The 20,628-nt window shown below is 68.0% G+C and carries 15 protein-coding genes; 10 read left to right on the top strand and 5 right to left on the bottom strand.

Translation table 11 applies throughout. The features are described from left to right. The first annotated feature begins 90 nt into the window (after nt 1-90). The 3 genes from ACM9LZ_RS08320 to ACM9LZ_RS08310 all read left to right on the top strand — a co-directional run bounded on the left by ACM9LZ_RS08320 (nt 91) and on the right by ACM9LZ_RS08310 (nt 4,925). Entirely contained in the window at nt 91-1,515 is a 1,425-nt protein-coding gene (locus tag ACM9LZ_RS08320) for a homospermidine synthase (RefSeq protein ID WP_416618922.1), read from the top strand. Between the two features lie 109 nt (nt 1,516-1,624). Continuing rightward, entirely contained in the window at nt 1,625-2,977 is a 1,353-nt protein-coding gene (locus tag ACM9LZ_RS08315) for an amidohydrolase (protein ID WP_416618921.1), read from the top strand. A gap of 244 nt (nt 2,978-3,221) precedes the next feature. Then, nucleotides 3,222-4,925: an ABC transporter permease gene (locus ACM9LZ_RS08310; protein ID WP_416618920.1), complete on the top strand. Its 1,704-nt coding sequence runs from the start codon at nt 3,222-3,224 to the stop codon at nt 4,923-4,925. A 181-nt stretch (nt 4,926-5,106) separates the two neighbouring features. Here the strand turns inward: ACM9LZ_RS08310 and ACM9LZ_RS08305 are convergent, their stop codons facing one another. Beyond that, nucleotides 5,107-5,655: an invasion associated locus B family protein gene (locus ACM9LZ_RS08305; protein ID WP_416618919.1), complete on the bottom strand. Its 549-nt coding sequence runs from the start codon at nt 5,653-5,655 to the stop codon at nt 5,107-5,109. Between the two features lie 268 nt (nt 5,656-5,923). On the opposite strand from ACM9LZ_RS08305, the gene ACM9LZ_RS08300 reads away from it, so the two are divergent. From ACM9LZ_RS08300 to ACM9LZ_RS08280, 5 genes are all read left to right on the top strand, one after another. Then, the gene (locus ACM9LZ_RS08300) at nt 5,924-6,499 is read left to right on the top strand and encodes a sigma-70 family RNA polymerase sigma factor (RefSeq protein WP_416618918.1); all 576 of its coding nucleotides are present in this window, start codon (nt 5,924-5,926) and stop codon (nt 6,497-6,499) included. Further along, a complete protein-coding gene (locus tag ACM9LZ_RS08295) occupies nt 6,496-7,164 on the top strand; it encodes a ChrR family anti-sigma-E factor (RefSeq protein ID WP_416618917.1) in 669 nt (222 codons plus the stop codon). Before ACM9LZ_RS08300 ends, ACM9LZ_RS08295 begins: the two co-directional genes overlap by 4 nt. Before the next feature lie 139 nt (nt 7,165-7,303). Then, a complete protein-coding gene (locus ACM9LZ_RS08290; protein WP_416618916.1) occupies nt 7,304-8,173 on the top strand; it encodes a 50S ribosomal protein L11 methyltransferase in 870 nt (289 codons plus the stop codon). A 107-nt stretch (nt 8,174-8,280) separates the two neighbouring features. After that, a complete protein-coding gene (locus ACM9LZ_RS08285; protein ID WP_416618915.1) occupies nt 8,281-10,308 on the top strand; it encodes an aminopeptidase P family protein in 2,028 nt (675 codons plus the stop codon). A gap of 308 nt (nt 10,309-10,616) precedes the next feature. Continuing rightward, complete coding sequence (locus tag ACM9LZ_RS08280) at nt 10,617-12,713, top strand: TonB-dependent receptor plug domain-containing protein (protein WP_416618914.1); 2,097 nt, start codon at nt 10,617-10,619, stop codon at nt 12,711-12,713. 99 nt (nt 12,714-12,812) lie between these two features. Here the strand turns inward: ACM9LZ_RS08280 and ACM9LZ_RS08275 are convergent, their stop codons facing one another. Next, nucleotides 12,813-13,343 carry a hypothetical protein gene (locus tag ACM9LZ_RS08275; RefSeq protein ID WP_416618913.1) on the bottom strand — a complete coding sequence of 177 codons (531 nt, stop codon included), beginning with the start codon at nt 13,341-13,343 and terminating at the stop codon, nt 12,813-12,815. 150 nt (nt 13,344-13,493) lie between these two features. On the opposite strand from ACM9LZ_RS08275, the gene murI reads away from it, so the two are divergent. Then, the gene (gene murI / locus ACM9LZ_RS08270) at nt 13,494-14,330 is read left to right on the top strand and encodes a glutamate racemase (protein WP_416618912.1); all 837 of its coding nucleotides are present in this window, start codon (nt 13,494-13,496) and stop codon (nt 14,328-14,330) included. A 78-nt stretch (nt 14,331-14,408) separates the two neighbouring features. Here the strand turns inward: murI and ACM9LZ_RS08265 are convergent, their stop codons facing one another. The 3 genes from ACM9LZ_RS08265 to ACM9LZ_RS08255 form a co-directional block, all read right to left on the bottom strand. Continuing rightward, nucleotides 14,409-17,552 carry an efflux RND transporter permease subunit gene (locus ACM9LZ_RS08265; RefSeq protein ID WP_416618911.1) on the bottom strand — a complete coding sequence of 1,048 codons (3,144 nt, stop codon included), beginning with the start codon at nt 17,550-17,552 and terminating at the stop codon, nt 14,409-14,411. A gap of 136 nt (nt 17,553-17,688) precedes the next feature. Beyond that, nucleotides 17,689-18,789 carry an efflux RND transporter periplasmic adaptor subunit gene (locus tag ACM9LZ_RS08260; protein WP_416618910.1) on the bottom strand — a complete coding sequence of 367 codons (1,101 nt, stop codon included), beginning with the start codon at nt 18,787-18,789 and terminating at the stop codon, nt 17,689-17,691. A gap of 424 nt (nt 18,790-19,213) precedes the next feature. Further along, nucleotides 19,214-19,579: a hypothetical protein gene (locus tag ACM9LZ_RS08255; protein ID WP_416618909.1), complete on the bottom strand. Its 366-nt coding sequence runs from the start codon at nt 19,577-19,579 to the stop codon at nt 19,214-19,216. Nucleotides 19,580-19,820: 241 nt separating this feature from the next. Here ACM9LZ_RS08255 and ACM9LZ_RS08250 point away from each other — a divergent pair, with 241 nt between their 5' ends. Then, nucleotides 19,821-20,627 carry a CAP domain-containing protein gene (locus ACM9LZ_RS08250; RefSeq protein WP_416618908.1) on the top strand — a complete coding sequence of 269 codons (807 nt, stop codon included), beginning with the start codon at nt 19,821-19,823 and terminating at the stop codon, nt 20,625-20,627. The last annotated feature ends 1 nt before the right edge of the window (nt 20,628 follow it).

Below are 20,628 nucleotides of genomic sequence, written 5' to 3'. Positions count from 1 at the left end.
CCTGTTGTCTGCGTTCATCATTGAGCCCCAGTCAACCCCACGTCCATGAGGCACCCATAGGCGGGTAATAGCCCCGGAGCAAAAGCGAAAATGACCCAATATCAGAAGCATTGTGCCCTTCCCGGGCGTCTTGTGATGGTAGGTTTCGGCAGCATCGGCCAAGGTGTGCTGCCGCTGATTCTGAGGCATGTCGACATCAAACCTCAGAACATCACCATCGTTACGGCGGACGAGCGCGGACACGGTGAGGCTGACTATTACGGCATCAAGTTCGTCAAGGAGCCGCTGACCCGGGATAATTACCGGGCCGTGCTGGAACCCCTGCTCGCCAAGGGCGATTTCCTGCTGAACCTGTCCGTCGACGTGTCGTCGATGGCGCTGGTCGAACTGTGCGCCGAAAAGGGCGCGCTTTATCTGGACACCTGTATCGAGCCCTGGCCCGGCGGCTATACCGATGCCAGCGTCCCGCCCTCGCTGCGGTCCAACTATGCCCTGCGCGAGCAGGCGCTGGCCCTGCGGGCGAAACTGGGCCGGGATGCCCCCACGGCCGTGCTGACCCATGGCGCCAATCCGGGCCTGGTCTCGCATTTCGTGAAGCAGGCGCTGCTGAACATCGCGGAGGATACGGGCCGCGACGCGGCGGCCCCGTCCGACCGCGCCGGCTGGGCCGCCCTGGCGCAGGAACTGGGCGTCAAGGTCATTCACATCGCCGAGCGCGATACCCAGGTCTCCTCCATCCCCAAGAAGCGGGGGGAGTTCGTCAATACCTGGTCGATCGACGGTTTCATCTCCGAAGGCTGCCAGCCGGCCGAAATGGGCTGGGGCACGCATGAGGCCACCTTCCCGCCCGACGGCATCCGCCATGATTTCGGCTGCCAAGCCGGCATCATCCTGAACCGTCCGGGCGTGACCCAGCGCGTGCGCACCTGGACCCCCATGGAAGGCCCCTTCCACGGCTTCCTGATCACGCACAGCGAATCGCTGTCGATCCCCGATTTCCTGAGTGTGAAGGACGCGGACGGCAATGCCGTCTACCGTCCGACCACGCACTACGCCTACCATCCCTGCGACGATGCGGTGAAATCGATCCACGAATTCGCCGGCAAGAACTATGTGCAGCAGGAAACGCAGCGCCTGCTGATGAACGAGATCATCGAGGGGGTGGATGAACTGGGCGTGCTGCTGGCCGGGCATGAGAAGGGGGCCTACTGGTACGGTTCCCAGCTTTCCTGCGCGGAGGCGCGCCAGTTGGTGGAATTCAACAGCGCCACCAGCCTGCAGGTGACCGTGGCGGCCCTGGCCGGCATGATCTGGGCCATCGAGAATCCCGACCGCGGCATCGTGGAGGCCGAGGACATGGATTTCCAGCGCTGCCTGGATATCTGCACGCCCTATCTGGGGCCCGTCGTCGGCGCCTATACCGACTGGACCCCCCTGGAAGGGCGGAACAAGCTGTTCCCGGAGGATGTCGATACGTCCGACCCGTGGCAGTTCAAGAATATCCGCGTGCTGTAAGCCTGGGGCGGGCGGGGGGTGGCGCGTGCCCGTCCCCCACCCGCCTGCCTGTTGCCGACCCGGCCACCTGTCACACCGGGTGACGGCTTTATGATGGGGGTATGGGGTCATGAAGCGTAACCGGGTGGCCTGGGTCGTCATGGCGGCGGCATTCTGCCTGTCCCTGTCGGGCGGTGTGGCCGGCGCGCAGGAGGCGGCGCCCGCCGTTTCCGCAGCCGCCCCGGCCGCCATCCCCGCCTATATCCGGTCCGACGTGAAGGCGCTGGAGCCCCGGATCGTCGCCTGGCGGCGCGACATCCACCAGCATCCCGAACTGGGCAACCGGGAGGTCCGCACGGCGGCGCTGGTGGCCGACCATCTGCGCAAGCTGGGGATGGAGGTACAGACCGGCGTGGCCCATACCGGCGTCGTCGGGGTCCTCAAGGGGGCGGAACCCGGTCCCGTCGTGGCCCTTCGCGCCGACATGGACGCCCTGCCGGTCACCGAGCAGGTCGACCTGCCCTTCGCGTCCAAGGTGCGCACCACCTATAACGGGCAGGAGGTGGGCGTCATGCATGCCTGCGGGCATGACGGGCACACCGCCATCCTGATGGGCGTGGCCGAGTTGCTGGCCAAGCGGCGCGGCCAGTTGCGGGGCACTGTGAAATTCATCTTCCAGCCGGCCGAGGAAGGCGCCCCGGCGGGCGAGGAGGGCGGGGCCGAACTGATGATCCGCGAAGGGGTCCTGTCCACCGACCCCAAGCCGCAGGCCATCTTCGGCCTGCACCTGTTTTCCGGCGGGCACGCGGGGGAGATCAGCTATCGTCCCGGCCCCGCCATGGCCGCGTCCGACCGGTTCCGCATCCTTGTGAAGGGACGGCAGAGCCATGGTGCCTATCCCTGGGCGGGGGTGGATCCCATCGTCACCGCCTCGCAGATCGTCACGGCCCTGCAGACCATCGTCAGCCGGCGGGTGGAACTGGTGAAGGAGCCGGTCATCGTCAGCGTCGGTTCCATCCATGGCGGCGTTCGCAACAACATCATCCCCGATCAGGTGGAGATGGTGGGCACCATCCGCACCTTCGATGCTGCGATGCAGGCCCAGGTCCATGCGGAGATCAGGCGCATCGCCAACGGCATCGCCGAAAGCGCCGGCGCCACGGCCGAGGTGGAAATCGAGATCGGGTATCCGGTCACCGACAATGACGAGGCCCTGTCGGCATGGGCCGCCCCCGTGCTGGAACAGGTGGCCGGCAAGGACAAGCTCTCCATCCGGCCCAAGGCCGGTGGTGCGGAGGATTTCTCCTTCTTCCAGCAGAAGATACCCGGCTTTTATTTCTGGGTCGGGTCCACGGCGCCGGCCGTGCCGCTGGACAAGGCGCCGTCCAACCATTCCCCCCTGTTCCATATGGACGAATCCAGTCTGGCACTGGGGGCCGAGGCGCTGGCATCCCTGACCGTGGCCTGGCTGGACAGCCACTGATACCCTGTAGTCCGGCAGATCGCGGCCCATCACCGGGCTTGATACCGCCGGCCTGACTGATTGACCTTTGGCCAATCAATCATGGCCCTTCAATCGCCGGCGCCCACGTCCGTGGGCTCGGGTACGTGGCAGGTGTGGTGCCCCGCCATCCCACCCGCTTCCGCGCCCCGCACATGGCACCGATGGCGGGCCTGCGGCGTCTTCGTCATTGCGAACCGTTCGCATGGGTGGGAAAGTGCCCGGCATGAGCGATCACGTCCTTTCCGCCCCCCCCGTTTCCGCTGCAGCGCGTCTGCGCCCCGCCTGGTTCCGGTTCGTGCCCGGCGGCTGGACGCTGTCGGTACTGCTGATCGCGCTGTTCGTGGCGCTGCCGTTGCTGATCGTGGGCAGCCGCGTCTTCGTGTCCAGCAACGGGGTGTGGAGCCATCTGGCCTCCACCGTGCTGGGCACCTACATCGCCAACACGCTGATGCTGGCCGGCGGGGTTGCGTTGGGGGTGAGCGTGATCGGCGTGGGCACGGCCTGGCTGGTCACCATGTGCCGCTTTCCGGGCCAGCGCTGGCTGGAATGGGCGCTGCTGCTGCCCATGGCTGTGCCCGCCTATGTCATGGCCTATACCTATACCGACCTTTTGCAGTTCGTGGGACCCGTGCAGACGGGCCTGCGCGAGATGTTCGGCTGGCGCCGCGCCGATTACTGGTTTCCGGAGATAAGGTCGCTGGGCGGGGCCATCACGGTCCTGTCCTTCGTGCTGTACCCCTATGTCTATCTGCTGGCCCGGGCGGCCTTCCTGGAACAGTCGGTCTGTGTGCTGGAGGTGGCGCGCACGCTGGGCGCCGGGCCGTGGCGCAGCTTTATGCGCGTGGCCCTGCCGCTGGCCCGGCCGGCCATCGCCGCCGGACTGGCGCTGGCCATGATGGAGGTGCTGGCCGATTTCGGGACGGTGCAGTATTTCGCCGTCGATACCTTCACGACGGGCATCTATCGCACCTGGTTCGCGATGGGAGAGCCTGTGGCGGCGGCACAGCTTGCCTCTGTCCTGATGCTGTTCGTGATGGTGCTGATCGTCATGGAACGGTACAGCCGCGGCCGGGCCCGCTATTTCCATTCCACCGGGCGGTATCGCAGCCTGCCCAGCTATCATCTGCGCGGCCTGCCGGCGCTGGCGGCGCTGGTGGCCTGCCTGGCGCCGCTGCTGGCCGGCTTCGTCATTCCCATCGCCATCCTGGGAAAGCTGGCCATGGAGGGGGGCGACCAGCTGTTCGGGGCGAATTTCAGGGAACTGGCCGGCAATTCCTTCACGCTGGCGGGGCTGACGGCGGTGCTGGCCGTGGCGCTGGCCTGTCTGGTCGCCTATGGGCTGCGCCTGCGCCCCACGGCGACGTTGAAGACCGCAGCGCGGGTGGCGGCCATGGGCTATGCCATTCCCGGCTCGGTCATCGCGGTTGGCATCCTGATCCCCGCTGCACGCATCGACAATGCCGTCGATGGTTTCATGCGCGGTCATTTCGGCGTTTCCACCGGCCTGCTGCTGTCCGGCACCATCGCCGCCATCGTCTATGCCTATCTGGTGCGGTTCCTGGCCGTGTCCTTCAACACGGTCGAGGCCAGCCTGTCGAAGATACGTCCCACCATGGACCAGGCGGCCCGCATCCTGGGCCAGACGCCGGGCCGCACCCTGCTGAAGGTCCACACCCCCATCATGCGCGGCAGCCTGCTGACGGCGGGGCTGCTGGTCTTCGTGGATGTCATGAAGGAACTGCCGGCCACCATGATCGTCCGGCCGTTCAATTTCGACACGCTGGCCGTGCGTGTCTACACGCTGGCCAGCGACGAGCGGCTGGCCGAGGCGGCCACCCCGGCGCTGGCCATCGTCGCGGTCGGCATCCTGCCCGTCATCCTGCTGTCGCGCGCCATCGCCAAGAGCCGGCCGGGCAGCGACGGCTGATACTATTTTGCGGTGACCAGAACCTATTGGTTCTGGTCACCGCCCTCAATTGCCGGCGCCACCATTCGTTGGCGCGGGCGACGCCGCACGAGCGGTGCTGTGGCGGTCGCCGCCGGACCAACTTGCGATGCGTTCTACTCATCGCACGTTGGTATGAGACCAACGGTCAAATATTCTATTATTACGGCGCCGGCGGTGGGGCGCGGTCGGCGCAGGCGCTGCCGATGGCCTGATAGGCGGCACCGCTGCCCGCCAGGCTGAACGTGTCGATGGTGCGGTTGCCGCGCAGGCTGGTGCCCTGCACCTTCAGAAGCGAGCCCTGGGTCATGGCCTGGGCGATGGCGCGGTCGGTCTTGTCATCGCGCGCCCAGGCCTGCTCCCCGTCGCTGAACAGCTTGAAGCCGTGCCGGCCCACCTGGATCAGCACCTCGCTACGCTCCGCGAACGGATAGCCGGCGATGAAATTGACCACATCGAAGCTTCTTTCCGCCGGCCGATGGACCACCAGCAGGAAAACATCCCCGCGCCGCGTGAACTCCCCCTCCTGCCGCTTGGGCCGCGACACCATCCAGCAGACGGGGCCCGACGCCTCTTCCAGGATGAAGGCGTTCCAGTCGCGGTAGGCGCCGATCAGCTTCGGTTCCGCCGCAGGGGCCGGCAGGGCCAGCACCGACAGCACCGACAGCCAGCCCACCGTCAGACCGATCATCCGTCGTAGCGATGCGCGCATGGGCCCCCTTCGTCCTTCCCTTGCTGGTCCCGCCCGGGTGGCTGGCGTCGTCCCCTTCCCGTTTAACCGAATTGCCCGGTCGAACGGAATGCCAAAAAATTCGCCGCCTCCGGTGATCCGTTTCCGCCCGACCTTCGTAATGATTGGCATGGAACAGAGCGGTCACTATAGTCGGCGGGCATTCAGCGCGGCGGGACCCGGCAGACAGGCCGGGGCCAGGGCTGCGCTTGTCGCCCAACGGATACCGCCACCGGATATGACCGCGGACATGGCTGACACCACCGAGGTTGACCGGTTGAACGGACTGTTGCTGTGCGTGGCGCGGCAGCGGGACAGGCAGGCGTTCGTCGCCCTGTTCAATCATTTCGCACCCCGGCTGAAATCCTTCCTCCTGCGTGGCGGCATGGATGCGGGGGCGGCGGAGGAGACGATCCAGGACGTGATGGTCACGGTCTGGCGCCGGGCCGGCGATTTCGACCCGTCGCTGGCCGCGGCCAGCACCTGGATCTTCGCCATCGCGCGCAACCGGCGCATCGACCGGCTGCGCCGCGACCGGCGCCCCGCCTTCGATCCGGACGATCCGGCCCTGGTGCCGGACCCGGTGGATGGTGCGATGGAAATGATGCTGGTGGAGGAAAGGGCGGCGCTGCTGCACCGGGCGATCCGGGAGCTGCCTGCCGAACAGGCGGAATTGTTGAGGATGGCTTATTTCGAGGACAAGGCGCACAGCGCCATCGCACAGGAGAGGCACCTGCCGCTGGGCACGGTGAAATCGCGGCTGCGCCTGGCGCTGGCCCGCCTGCGCAAGGCGATGAGCGGCGATACGCTGGGGGAGCAGGCATGAGGTCACATCCCCACCATCATCCGGCTCCGGATCTTCTGCTGGCCTATGCCGCCGGCTCCCTGAACGAGGGGGCATCGCTTCTGGTCGCCACGCATCTGGCGCTGTGTCCCCATTGCCGGGCGGAGGTGACGCGGCTGGAGGAGATCGGCGGCGCCCTGCTGGAGGGGACCGAGCAGGTCGCCGTAGGCGATGACCTGCTGGCTGGCGTGCTGGCCCGGCTGGATGAACCGGCCCGGCCCCTCATCCGCATGCCCGATGTCACGCCGCGCCCGCCGCCGGCCGGGATGCCGCTGCTGCCCCAGCCGCTGCGATCCTATATTGGGGGGGACCTGGACCGCGTCCGCTGGCGCCTGACCATTCCCGGCCTGCACGAGGCGGCCGTGCCCTGCCGGGGCGGATCGGTGAAGATGATGCGCATCCGGGCCGGCATGGGCATGCCCCGGCATACCCATAATGGCGATGAACTCACCCTGGTGCTGGCCGGTGGCTTCTCCGATGCCGACGGGCATTACCTGCGCGGGGATTTCGCCGCCACCGACCCCAGCATCGATCACCGCCCCGTGGCCGACGCCGACGGGGATTGCATCTGCATCGCCTTCACCGACGCGCCGCTGCGGCTGACCGGCCGCTTCCTGCGCTGGCTGAACCCGATCCTGCGGACCTGACCGAGCCGTTTCTTCGCGTCTTGCGGGGCTCTGATGCCGCAATGTGCCGCAATGTGTCATTGTCGGGGGCGGCGGCGGCGGCTAGAAATGGCCGCGCCCGATGCGGGGGCGGACAGTTCGGAAGAGGCGGAGAGTTTTCATGCAGCCGATGTGGCGTGTTGCGTTCGAGGTGCCGGAGGCGCTGGTTCCCGTCTTTGCCGACATGGTGGAACCCCATGTCGATGCCGTGTCCACCTTCGAATTGCAGGAAGGCGGCCAGTGGCTGGTCGAATGCACGTCCTATAACGAGCCGGACAAGGCGCGCATCGGGTTGAAACTGGCCGTGCTGGCCGCGGCCCACGGCATCGCGGAACCGGACCTGACGGTGGAGCCGCTGGCCGCCATCGATTGGGTGACCAGGACCTATCTCAGCTTCCCGCCCATCACGGCCGGCCGCTTCTTCATCCATGGCAGCCACCATCAGAAGCCCGTGCCCAAGGGCAAGCTGGGCCTGCAGATCGAGGCGGCGATGGCCTTCGGATCGGGCGAGCATGCGACCACGCAGGGCTGCCTGCGCGCCATTTCCGAATTGTCGGCCCGCGGCGGGTTCGCCAACGCGCTGGACATGGGCTGCGGCTCCGGCATCCTGGCCTTCGCCCTGGCCAAGCTGGCGCGCGTGCCCGTGATCGGCGTCGATATCGACGAGGTGTCGATCGAGATCGCGCGGGAGAATGCCCGGCTGAACCGCGTGGCGGACCTGGTGAAGCTCTATGCCGCCAACGGCTATGCGGCCGAAGCCGTGCGCCGGCACGGCAAATTCGATCTGATCGTGGCCAACATCCTGGCCCGCCCGCTGGCCCGCATGTCGCCCGATCTGCGCCGCTATCTGGTGCCCGGCGGCACGGCCATCCTGTCGGGCCTGCTGCACCATCAGGAACCGCTGGTCATCAACGCCCACCGCGCCCAGGGCCTGCGCCTGGTCAAGCGCTTCCGCCTGGGCGACTGGTCGACGCTGGTGCTGAAGGGCTGACCGGCGGGGCGGGCGGCGCCCGCTGTCGGCCCCACCCGCCCCTTGCACCCCGGCGCCCGGCGCTCTAGCGTGGCGGCATCAAAAAGCCGCTCGCGGGAGCCAAGAAAGTGTCTGTCAGCACCCCTACCACCATTTACCAGGGCGACGCCGCCCTTGCCGATCTGCTGCGTGGCGACGGGATCGACCGGTCCGTGGCCGCCATCCGGGACCTGATCGCCGGCGTGAATGCCGCCCCGGATGGCGAGGCGCCCGATGCCTGGCTGGAGCTTGTGTCCGGCCGGCGGTCGGACGCGACGACGCAGCAGTTGCTGGCCCTCCGCGCCACCATGGCCCGCCCGGCCGATCCGGCCCATGGCGACCATGGCGCCCGGCTGGCGGCCTTGCGTGCCGAACTGAAACGCCGCGGGCTGGACGGGTTCGTGGTGCCGCGCGCCGATGAATATCAGGGTGAATATGTGCCCCTGCGCGGGTCGCGGCTGGCCTGGATCAGCGGCTTCACGGCCTCGGCCGGGGCCGTGGTGGTGACGCTGGACAAGGCGGCCGTCTTCGCCGATGGCCGTTACACGATCCAGGTGCGCCAGGAAGTGTCGGCCAGCCTGTTCAGCTATCATCACCTGATCGAGGAGTTCCACGGCGACTGGGCGGCGGCGAACCTGCCTTCCGGGTCCCGCCTGGGCTTCGATCCGTGGCTGCATACCGGTGCCTGGGCCGACCGGATGCGATCCTGCCTGACGCCGGCCGGCATCGAACTGGTGGCGACCGACGGCAATCCGCTGGATGCCGTCTGGGCCGACCAGCCGCCGGCCCCGCTGGGCGTGGTGAATGCCCATCCCCTGTCGGCCGCCGGGCGGTCCGCCGCCGACAAGCGGGCCGACATCGCCACGGCGCTGGCCGGGTTGAAGGCCGACGCCGCCGTGCTGACCCAGCCGGACAGCATCGCCTGGCTGCTGAATGTGCGCGGGGCCGATGTGCCCTGCACGCCGCTGCCCTTGTCCTTTGCCACCATCCGGGCCGATGGCGTGGTGGACTGGTTCGTGGACCGGCGCAAGCTGGCGCCGGGGCTGGAGGCGCATCTGGGCAACCAGGTCGCCATCCGCGCGCCCGACGAGCTGGGCAGCGCGCTGGATGCGCTGGGCGCGGCCGGTGCCAAGGTGCGGCTGGACGGGGCCAATGCGGCGCTGTGGGTGGTGGACCGGCTGTCGGGCGCCGGGGCCAGGGTGGATGGCGGCGGCGACCCCTGCACCCTGCCCAAGGCCGTGAAGAACCAGACGGAGATCGAGGGCGCCCGGGCCGCCCATCGCCGCGACGGGGCCGCCCTGGTCCGTTTCCTGCGCTGGTTCGACGCCGAGGCGCCGAAGGGCCATCTGGACGAACTGACCGTGGTGGACAGGCTGCACAAGGCCCGCCAGGGAGCCGCCGATTTCCGCGGCCCCAGCTTCGATACGATCAGCGGGGCCGGCCCCAATGGCGCCATCGTGCATTACCGCGCGACCCGGGCCACCAACCGCCGGATCGAGAAGGACAGCGTCTTCCTGCTGGACAGCGGCGGGCAGTATCTGGACGGCACCACCGACATCACCCGCACCCTGGCCGTCGGCGATGTCGGACCACAGGCGCGCCGGCACTTCACCCTGGTGCTGAAGGGCCATATCGCACTGAACCGCGCCCGCTTCCCCGCCGGCACGGCCGGCAGCCAGCTCGACAGTCTGGCGCGCCAGTTCCTGTGGCAGCACGGGCTGGATTACGACCATGGCACGGGCCATGGCATCGGTAGCTACCTGTCGGTGCATGAGGGGCCGCAGCGCATCGGCAAGCAGTTGAACGGCGTCACCCTGCTGCCCGGCATGATCCTGTCCAACGAGCCCGGCTATTACCTGGCCGGTGCCTATGGCATTCGGGTGGAAAACCTGGAACTGGTGGTGCCCGCCGCCATTCCGGGGGCCGACCGGCCCATGCTGGGCTTCGAGACGCTGACCCTGTGCCCCATCGATCACCGCATGGTCGATCGCGACATGCTGACGGGGGACGAGCGCGACTGGCTCAACACCTACCATGCCCGCGTCCGGACCGAACTGTCCCCGCTGGTCGAAGGTCCCGATCTCGACTGGCTGCATCAGGCAACGGCGGCGATTTGAGCCCCTTGTGCCGATGAAGGCCGGGTTACCGGCCCTCATCGGCATCCGCGGGCCCGTCCCTCCCTCCTTTTTCCGGGGCGGATGCCTGCCAAGGGACAGGTGCCGCCGGATGCACCGGCGGCCTATCCCTGGAACAGGGCAGCCGGCCGGCGCGGTTCCCCGCGCCCCTGCCGTGCCTGCATCCGTGCCTGCATCTGATCGGATTCTCCCGGTGCTTTGCGGTATTCAAACGGTGCATCAAGATGTTATGGCTGGTTCAGCCCTGTAAATTATATCCTATAGGGCAGAATTTGGAGGAATAGTGCCCCATGCGCCTGCACCGCGATGCCCCCCGCCCGTTCCTGTGGACCGTTGCCGCCCTGGCCCTGTTGCCCCTGGGGCCGGCCGGTCCGGTCCGGGCGCAGGACACGCAGGTGGCAGAGATCGTCGTGACGGGCCGGCGCGTCGGTGTGCCGGCCTTTGAACGGGTCTATGGTCCCACCATCATCGACGCGGCCACCCTGGCCACCGCCCCGCAACGGCGGCTGGATGAGGCGTTGCGGGCCGTACCGGGTTTCAGCCTGTTCCGCCGTTCCGGTTCCCGCACGGCCAACCCCACGGCGCAGGGCGTGTCGCTGCGCGGCATCGGCCCCAATGGTGCCGGCCGCACGCTGCTGCTGGTGGACGGGGTGCCGGTCAATGATCCGTTCGGCGGCTGGGTTTACTGGTCCCGGCTGCCCACCGGGTCGGTGGAAACCGTCACGATCACGCGCGGCGGCGGTGCCGGCCCCTGGGGCAACAGCGCCCTGGCCGGCACGATCCGTATTGAAACACGCCAGCGCGACGGTCTGGACATGGAACTGGCGGGGGGTGGCGATGGCACATGGCTGGGCCGGGCCACGGCCGGCGGGTCGGCCGGCGGCTGGCATGTGGGTCTGTCGGGAAGCGCGTTTCGCACCGATGGGGTGATGCTGGTCGAAAGATCCCGCCGTGGTCCCATCGACATCCCCGCCGATGCCGACGCCTATGCCGTGAACGGGGTCGTCGCCACCCGGATTGGCGGCATCGCCGCCACGGCCAAGCTTTCCGGCTTCAAGGAAAGCCGGGGGAATGGCACGCCCTACACCAACAATGCCACCGAAGCGCTGGAAGGCAGTCTGCGTCTGGCCGGTGATGGCGGGGCGGTCACCTGGGAGGCGCTGGCCTATTGGCGTGACTGGTCCTTTGCCAGCACCTTTTCCGGGGTCAACGCCGGGCGCACGGGCGAAACGCCATCGTTGGACCAGCATGACGTGCCGGCCACGGCCACGGGCGGCATCCTCCAGCTTTCCTTCCGGCCCGCCGCGGGGCACGAGACCGATATCGGCGCCGACCTGCGCCTGACCGACGGGCGAACCCGCGAGCATTTCACCTTTTCCGCTGGCCGGTACACGCGGGAGCGCGCGGCGGGCGGGGAACAGCAGGTGGCCGGCCTGTTCATCGAACATGCCTGGACCGGTGTGCCCGGTCTGACCCTGTCGGCCGGGGGCCGTCTGGATGGCTGGCGCAACAATGACGGCCACCGGACCGAACGCGACAATGCCACGGGGGCGATCCTGCGCGACGACCGGTTCGCGAAACGGGACGGCACCGTTGCCAATGGCCGGGCCGGCGCCGACTGGCAGGCCAGCGACCTGCTGGGCCTGCGCGCTGCCCTCTATACCGGTTTCCGCCTGCCCACCTTGAACGAGCTTTATCGGCCATTCCGGGTCGGCAATGACATAACCGAGGCGAATGCCGGATTGGAACCGGAACGGATGCGCGGTGTGGAAGCCGGGATCCGGTTGACGCCGGGCGGGGGCCTTACCGCCAGTGCTACCCTGTTCCATGTCCGGCTGCGGAATGCGGTGGACAATGTCGTCATCCAGACAACGCCGGGCAACAATGCCGAACTGGGCGTTTTCGTGCCGGCCGGCGGCAGCCTGGCCCAGCGCCGGGGGCTGGATCGCGTGGTAGTGCGGGGGCTGGAACTGGACCTGGGCTGGCAGGTGACGGACAGTTTGCGTCTCGGCGCCGCCTATCTGCATAGTGACAGCGAGATCACGGATGCGGGGGCCATGGCGGGGCTGGAGGGCAACCGGCTGGGCCAGTCACCCCGCCATGCCGGCACCCTGGACCTGACCTGGAACCCGGTTCCCGCCCTGACCCTGCGCGCCCAGGTCCGCAGTGCCGCCCGGCAATTCGAGGACAGCCGCAACCAGGGCACGCTGGACGGCTATACGGTGGGCGACCTCTACGCCGCCTGGCATGTCGATCAGAGCCTGGAATTCTACGCCACGGCGGAGAATGTGGCGGGAGCGCGCGTGGAGACAGGCCGGCGGGGCGATGGGCTGACCAATATCGGGCCGGAGCGTCAATGGCTCATGGGCCTGCGCGTGCGGCTGTAGGCCGTCCGCGCCGACCCCACGCAACCCATCATCCTGCCCCGGCGCGGATCAGGGCTTGGCGTCCGGTGCGCAGATCAGGGCTTGGCCCTGGGGCACGGATCAGGGCTTCGCCCTGGCGCGATAGATGCGGAGCTGCTCGTTGAACCGATCGGCGAAGATCTGCATGGCTGCGACGGTCAGGTCATATTGCTGGACCAGGGCCAGATATTCCTCGACCGTAACCTGATTCTGCGCGCTTTTCACCAGCCGGTCCAGGCAGGTGTTGAAGGCCTCCGACTCGGTGACATAGGTCTTCACGGCCACCTGGGCCTTGCGCATATCCTCTTCCGTCGCCTTGGTGCCATCGGGCAGGGCGCCCGGCGTGCGCGGACGGGTGCAGCCCGGCGCTTCGGCCTGGGCTGCCGCAGCGGCCTGCCCCTGCTGGCGTACCAGATCGCCCATGGTGGGCAGGTTGCCCGCCGGCGGCAGCGGGGATGCCGGCACGGGCGCCGCCTGCTGCTGCTGCGCCTGCCGCGCGATTTCGCCCATGGTGGGGCCGGCGGCGGGGCGGGCATCCTGTGCCAGGGCCAGGCCTGGCAGGACGGCAAGGGCCAGGGAGAGGGCGAACAGCGGACGGATCAGCGCGGGCATGGACGGAAGCACTCACCAGGGCAGGGGATTGAACGGTACGGAGGCGGAGTTACGCACAGCGCAGGGCCGCTGGCAAGTCGCTGAAATGCCGTTCCATCGCCGCAAACCCGTGCTAAACAGCGCGCAGATGGCTGGGAATGGGTTTTCCTGATGATCGGCGTGTTCGATTCGGGTCATGGCGGATTGACGGTGCTGCGCGCCCTGCACCGGTCCCTGCCATCGCATGATTTCCTCTATCTGGGCGATCATGCCGACGCCCCCTATGGCGACCGGCCGCCGGAAGAGATTTACCGGCTGACCCTGGCCGGTGTGTCACGCCTGTTCGAGCGGGGGGCCGGCCTGGTCATCCTGGCCTGCAATACGGCATCCGCCGTGGCGCTGCGCCGGTTGCAGCAGACCTGGCTGGAAACGGCCTGGCCCGGCCGGCGCGTGCTGGGCGTGCTGGTTCCCATGGTGGAGGCGGTGACGGGTGTGCCCTGGATGGCCGATGTGGCGGCCAGCCGGCAGGCGGGCGAACCGCGCACGGTCGGCATCTTCGCCACCAGCCGGACGGTGGATAGCGGTGCCTATCCGCGGGAGATCGCGGCCCGCGCGCCGGAAGTGCGCGTGGTGCAGCAGGCATGCCCCGCCCTTGTCCCCCTGATCGAAGCCGATGCCCCGCGCCAGCGCGTGGCGGAAGCCGTGCGCCTGTATGCCGACGGCCTGATGACCCGGCTGGCCAGTGCGCCGCCGCAGGCGGTCATGCTGGGCTGCACCCATTATCCGCTGGTGGCGGACCTGTTCACGGACGCCCTGCCGGTGGGGGTGGAGGTGCTGTCCCAGCCCGACCTGACGGCAAAAAGCCTGTCGGCCTATCTGGAACGGCACCCGGAATTCGACCGGCCCGGCCAGGGGGATGTCAGTTTCCTGACCACGGGCGATCCGTCCCGCATCACTGCGCTGGCCACCCGCTTCTTCGGAAAGCCGGCGCGGTTCGACCGGACATGAATGTCGGGCTGGCCACCGGCCTCACGAAGGGGCGTGCCCGGCCATTGATGAGCTGACAAGCGGCGACGGACGCTGCCATCACTCCGCCGGCACCTGCGACGGGTCCTTGTAGCGGCGCTCCTCCTCCTCCAACTGGCGGCGGACGATGCCGATGGGCTTCACGCCGCTGGCGAACAGGCTGTACAGCACGGGCGTGACGAACAGGGACAGCAATGTCCCGACGGTCACGCCGCCCACGATCACCCAGCCGATGGCCATGCGGCTTTCGGCACCGGCACCCGTGGCCAGCGCCAGCGGCATGGCGCCGAAGACTGTGGCGATGGAGGTCATCAGAATGGGGCGCAGGCGCAGGCGCGCCGCCTCCTCCACCGCGGCCATCAGTTCCAGCCCCTCCTCGCGGAGCTGGTTGGCGAACTCCACGATCATGATGGCGTTCTTGGCCAGCAGGCCGATCAGCATGATCAGGCCGATCTGCGTATAGGTGTTCAGTGACATGCCCGTCACCATGATGGCCAGCACGCCGCCCAGCCCCGCCGGCAGCACCGACGCCAGGATCATCAGCGGCAGGCGGAAATTCTCGAACTGGGCCGACAGCACCAGGAAGGCGACCAGCATGGCCATGCCGAAGGCGAACCAGATGGCGCTGCTGGCTTCCAGTTGCAGGCGGGCCGCACCCTCGAAATTGATCCGGGCCTCCGGCGGCAGCACCTCGGCCGCGGCTTGGCGCACCTCGGCGATGGCATCGCTCATCACCGTGCCCGCCGTCAGGTTGCCCGTGATGGTGATCGACCGCAGCCGGTTATAGCGGTTCAGTTCCGTCGGGCCGGCCACGTCGCGGATCTGGATCAGGTTGGCCAGCGGCACCAGCTGCCCCGTGCCGCCGGCCGTGGTGCCCCGCACGAAGATGTTGGTCAGGTCGCGGGGGTTGGACCGGTTCTCCGCCTCCGCCCGGACCACGACATCATATTCCTCGCCCCGGTCCAGATAGCGCGTGACCACCTTTTCGGCCAGCATGCTTTCCAGCGTGCCGCCGATGACCGTGACGGACACGCCCAGGTCGGCGGCCCGGTCGCGGTCGACGGTGACATAAAGCTGCGGCTTCGTCTCGTCGTAATCGGCCGTGAAGCCGGTCAGGCCGGGATATTGTTCCAGCCGTTCGATCAGCGCGTCGCGCCAGTCGGCCAGTTCCTCGAACGTGTTGCCGCCGATCACGACCTGGATCTGGTTGGCCGAGGCCCCGCCGCCGCCCAGGCCGGACGGCAGCACGGGCACGATGCGCGATCCGGGGATGGCCGACAATTGCGGGCGCAATTCGTTCACCATCTGCGGCAGGCTGCGGTCCGTCACGCGGTTGTTCCAGGGCGGGGTACGGATGATCATCATGGCGCGGTTGACGCCGGCATTGCCGCCCCAGCCGGGATTGACGATGGTCAGCACGCTGTCCAGTTCGCCCGACTTCAGATAGGGGGCCAGCAATCCTTCGACCTTCGCCACCTCTTCCATCGTGTATTCCATGCTGGCCCCTTCCGGTCCCGTCAGGGAGATGCGGGCCGTGCCGCGATCTTCCACGGGGGCCAGTTCGCTGGGCAGCGTGGCACCGATCAGCGCCGTCAGCACGATCGTCCCGCCCATGACCAGCAGCACCAGCAACCGCGCCGACAGGGCCATGCGCAGGATGCGGGTGTAGAAGTTGGTCAGGCCGACAAGCACCGCTTCGGACAGACGGTAGAGGCGTCCCGGCGAATGGTGGGGACGCAGCAGCTTGGATGACAGCATGGGAGAAAGGCTGAGGGCCACGATGCAGGAAAAGCCGATGGCGGCCATCAGCGCCACGGCGAATTCCCGGAACAGGCGCCCCTGGTCGCCCGGCAGCATGGAGAGCGGTGCGATGACGGCCAGCAGCACGGCCGTCGTCGCCAGCACCGCAAAGCCGATCTGCCGTGCCCCGCGATAGGCGGCCAGCAGGGGGGGCTCCCCCTCTTCGATACGGCGGGATATGTTCTCCACCACGATGATCGCGTCATCCACCACCAGCCCCACGGCCAGCACAAAGGCCAGCAATGTCAGGACGTTGATGGAGAAGCCCAGCGCCGCCATGATGCCGAACGCTGCCACCAGCGACACGGGGATGGCCACCACGGGAATGATGGTGGCACGGAAGGTGCGCAGGAACGCCCAGACCACCAGCACCACCAGGCCCACGGCCACGGCGATGGCGTGGAACACCTCATAGATGGACTGGCTGACATAGGCGGCGTCGTCCTGGCGGATTTCCAGCGTCATGCCGGGCGGCAGGTTGTTGTTGAACTCCGCCAGCATGGCGCGCACGCCTTCCGACACTTCCACGGTGTTGGCCGTCGACTGGCGCACGATGCCCATGCCGACCGCGGTGCCGCCATTGATGCGGAAATCGCCGCGGTCGTCGCGGGCGGCCACCTCCACCCGCGCCACGTCGCCCAGCCGGATCCAGTTCGCCCCGTCCTGACGGACCAGGATGGCGCCGAACTGCTCGGGGCGGTTCAGGCGGGTGTCGGTGCGCACCGTGAACTCGCGCTGGCTGCTTTCGATACGGCCGGCGGGCAGTTCGGTATTCTCCCGCCGGATGGCGGCCTCGATATCCTGCACCGTCACCTGGCGGGCGGCCATGGCGTTGCGGTCCAGCCAGATGCGCATGGCGAAATCGCGCCGGCCCGTCAGGCGCACCGACGCCACACCCGGCACGGTGGCCAGCGCGTCCAGATAATAGCGGCGGGCATAGTCGGTCAGCTCAAGCTGGTTCATCCGGTCCGATGCCAGCGACAGCCACATGATGGGGCTGCTGTCGGCATCGACCTTGCTGATCTCGGGCAATTCCGCCTCTTCGGGCAGATTGTCGGAAAGCCGGCCCACGCGGTCGCGCACATCATTGCTGGCGGCGTCGATGTCGCGGTCGATCTCGAACTCCACCGATACCGACGAACTGCCCTCGCGTGAGCGGGAGCGGATGGTCTTCACGCCCTCGATGCCATTGATGACGCCCTCGATGCGCTCGGTGATCTCATTGTCGATCACCTCCGCGCTGGCGCCGGGATATGAGGTGGAGATGGAGACGATGGGATAATCGATCTTCGGCAGTTCGCGGACCGGCAGCCGCTCGTACCCCAGCACGCCGAAAACCACCAGCATGGCGCTGATCACGAAGGCCAGCACAGGGCGCTGGATGGAGATGTCGGAAATCACCATGGCCGGTTTCCCACCAGAGTAGCATGCAGCCAGAAGCGCATGCACCATTCATCAATGGCCGGTGCCGCCCATGGGACGACCCGGCCCTCATCGCCGGTCGGGCGGGGCGTGCGATGCGCACCCCCGCCCGCACAAATCAAAGGGTCGGCCGCGCGGCCGACTGGGCGGCCGCCGCCGCATCGCCGACCACTTCCACCTGGACCGCCTGGCCGTCCCGGACCTTCTGGATGCCGCGGGTCACCACGACCTCGCCGCCGGTCAGGCCGGCCGTGATCTCCACAAAGCCGCGCGACCGCGCGCCGATCGTCACCTGCCGGCGCTCGACCCGGTTGTTCGCCACCAGGAACACGAACTGCCGGTCGCCCACGGGAACCAGTGCTTCTTCGGGTGCCAGCACGACGTCGCTGCGGGTTTCAAGGGTCAGGCGCGCCGTCATGAACATGCCGGGCCGCAGGCGGCCATCGGCATTGTCGATTTCCGCTACCGCGGCGATGGTGCGGGTGACGCTGTCGACGCGCGTATCGATGGCGGCGACATGACCGCGCGCCGGCTGGTCGGGATAGACGCTGGTGATGGCCGTGATCTCCATCCCCTGGCGCAGGTCGCGCAGCGCCAGTTCAGGCACGGTGAATTCCAGCTTCAGGGTGCGCGTGTCGTCCAGCGTCGTCACCACGTCGGCCGGACGGACCAGGGCGCCGGGGCTGACCTGACGCAGGCCCGTGTAGCCCGTGAAGGGGGCCCGGATGGTCAGGTCCTGAAGGCGGGCCTGCGTGGCGCGCACGACCGCGTCGGCGCTCTGCAATTGCTGGCTCAACTCGTCGACGCGGGCCTGGGACACGTTCTGGCGGACAAGCAGGGCACGGGCGCGTTCCAGCAACTGCGCGGCGTTGCGCCGGTCGGCCTCCGCGCCGGCCAGATTGGCCCGTACCTCCCGGTCATCCAGTTCCACCAGCACATGGCCCGCCTGAACCAATTGCCCCTCGGAGAAGTTGATCGACCGGACAAGGCCGGCCGTCTTGGCGGTGATGGTCACAGCCTCCGCCGCACGCAGCGATCCGACGGCGTCGAAGACGACCGGAATGTCGCCCCGGCCCACCGTCTTGCCGATGACGGAAACGGGGCGTGCTGCCTGCTGGGTGGCGGCGGTGCCATTGTCGCTCCTGCCCGTCGCATACCAGACGCCGCCGGCGATGGCGACGATGGCGACGGCGGTGGCGATCTGAAGGGGCAGGCGCATGATCCATCCGCATGTTATGGCGGCCGGCATCCGGGGACATGCCGACCCTGTTTGTTGCTTCCTGGATCCTTCCTGTGCCGCCGCACGCGGAAAGATACCATCCGTTAAATGTCGCTGGCCACCATCCGGTCAAGCCCGGACGCCCCGAAGCCGGAACAGTGCCGGCCAGCGTGCCTTTCAGGAACTAGACGCCCGACGCCCAAGCTCCAACCCCCCAATTGTTACGCGATGGTAACTGGTTGCGATAGGGGACAAACTTTTACATTTCAGGGAAAAGACATGCATGTGGCACACGCAGATGGCGTTTCGCACCTGCAAAAGGGCGACGCTGCCGGATTGTTGTGTGCGGGGAAGGGAACCCGGAGAAGGGAATCCGGATGGGGGCAGGACTGGGTAGGGGAGGGGCCGCCGGGGGGCACCGGGATCAGGCGGCGGAGGAACGGGCCCGCCGGCTGTTCAGTTCCTGCAGAAAGGCGCGATCGACGGCCGGATAGCGCGACGGCATCTCCCGTTCGATCCGGTCCATCAGGTCGACGGCGGCGACAGCACCATTGGCTTCCTCGTACAACAGGAACCAGGCGGCATAGGTGCGGCCCTGGAAGCGCAGATCCTGCCCCTCCGGCATGTCGGGCAGCACCCAATACCCGAAACGCCCATCAACGCGCTCCCCGACGAAGGGCAGTCGCGTCACCGGCAAACGCAGGCCGGAAGGGTGGTGGAGATCGGCGGGATGGTGGCTGGTCGGCATGATATCGGCAGACAGAAGGGTTGGCGCGACGAGCGGCGGCACGCTATGCTGTTAACCTGTTGTTCACAATAAGTCGGTGTAAAACAACCTTAGGCTACTATATCGGGTGTGATTCGGGATGCAACCCGCTTCAAGAATAGGTCAAGGCGCCCTGCTTGTCATACATCCAGATGGTTATGTCCGAACGGCATGCATCGCCCGCCGGACCGTGCTGCTGGGGGGGCTGGGACTGCTGCTCCCGGCCGGGGCGGCGGGTGCGTCGGCATCGCGAGCCTACGATTCCGTGCGCGACCCTTTGGCGGACAATGCCATACCATTGGATGGATTCGCCGACTATGCTGCGGCCCATCAGGTGTTCCGGCGGGCCGCGCAGGCCCAGGGGGCATGGCGGCGCGACGACATGCCGCTGCCCCGCATGGAGCGGGCCTGTCTGGAGGGGGCGTCGGCGCTGCGGCTGGGGGAGGGGGCGGCGCCCCTGGCGTCCGACATGGACCTGGCCTGGATCGCCCGCCATTACGCCGCGCAACTGGCCGCCGGCGCGCCTTTCGCCCATGCCGACGCGGGCGGGCGGCACGCCATGGACCGGATCGGCCTGCTGCACCGCACGCTGGTGGGCGTGAACGGAGAGAATCTCTATGGCAGCAACCTGTTCGACGCGGCGCAGCCGGAAAGGGCCGGCCGGCTGGCGCTGGACAATCTGATGCAGTCACCGGGGCACCGGGAAAACCTGCTGGACGCCCGATGGACCCATGCCGGCTTCGGTGCGGCCCTGGGGGTCGAGGGGGTGGTGCTGGTACAGCTTTTTGCCGAAAGGGCGGCGCTGCTGGCGGCTCCGATGCCCGTCACGCTGGTATCGGGCCGCCCCCTGCCGCCGGATTGCCTGCGCGCGGCCAGCGGCGGTTTCGATGGCATCGCCCTGGTGCCGACGGGACGGGAGCCCATGGCAGCCGACTTCATGCCACCCCAGGGGGTGGTGGCGCCGGCCGCCGGCCTGCATCGCTGCTTTTTCGCCCGCGCCTATGAGCGCACGGCACAGACCGCCCGCTACATCATCCACCCGGGCCCGATGCTGTCGGTCGCATCGGGTTGAA

The sequence above is a fragment of the Niveispirillum fermenti genome (assembly GCF_048066175.1).
In the GTDB taxonomy this organism is placed as follows: domain Bacteria; phylum Pseudomonadota; class Alphaproteobacteria; order Azospirillales; family Azospirillaceae; genus Niveispirillum; species Niveispirillum fermenti.
The sequence above is the reverse complement of the archived record's forward strand: the minus strand, read 5'-3'. Positions and strand labels throughout refer to the sequence as shown.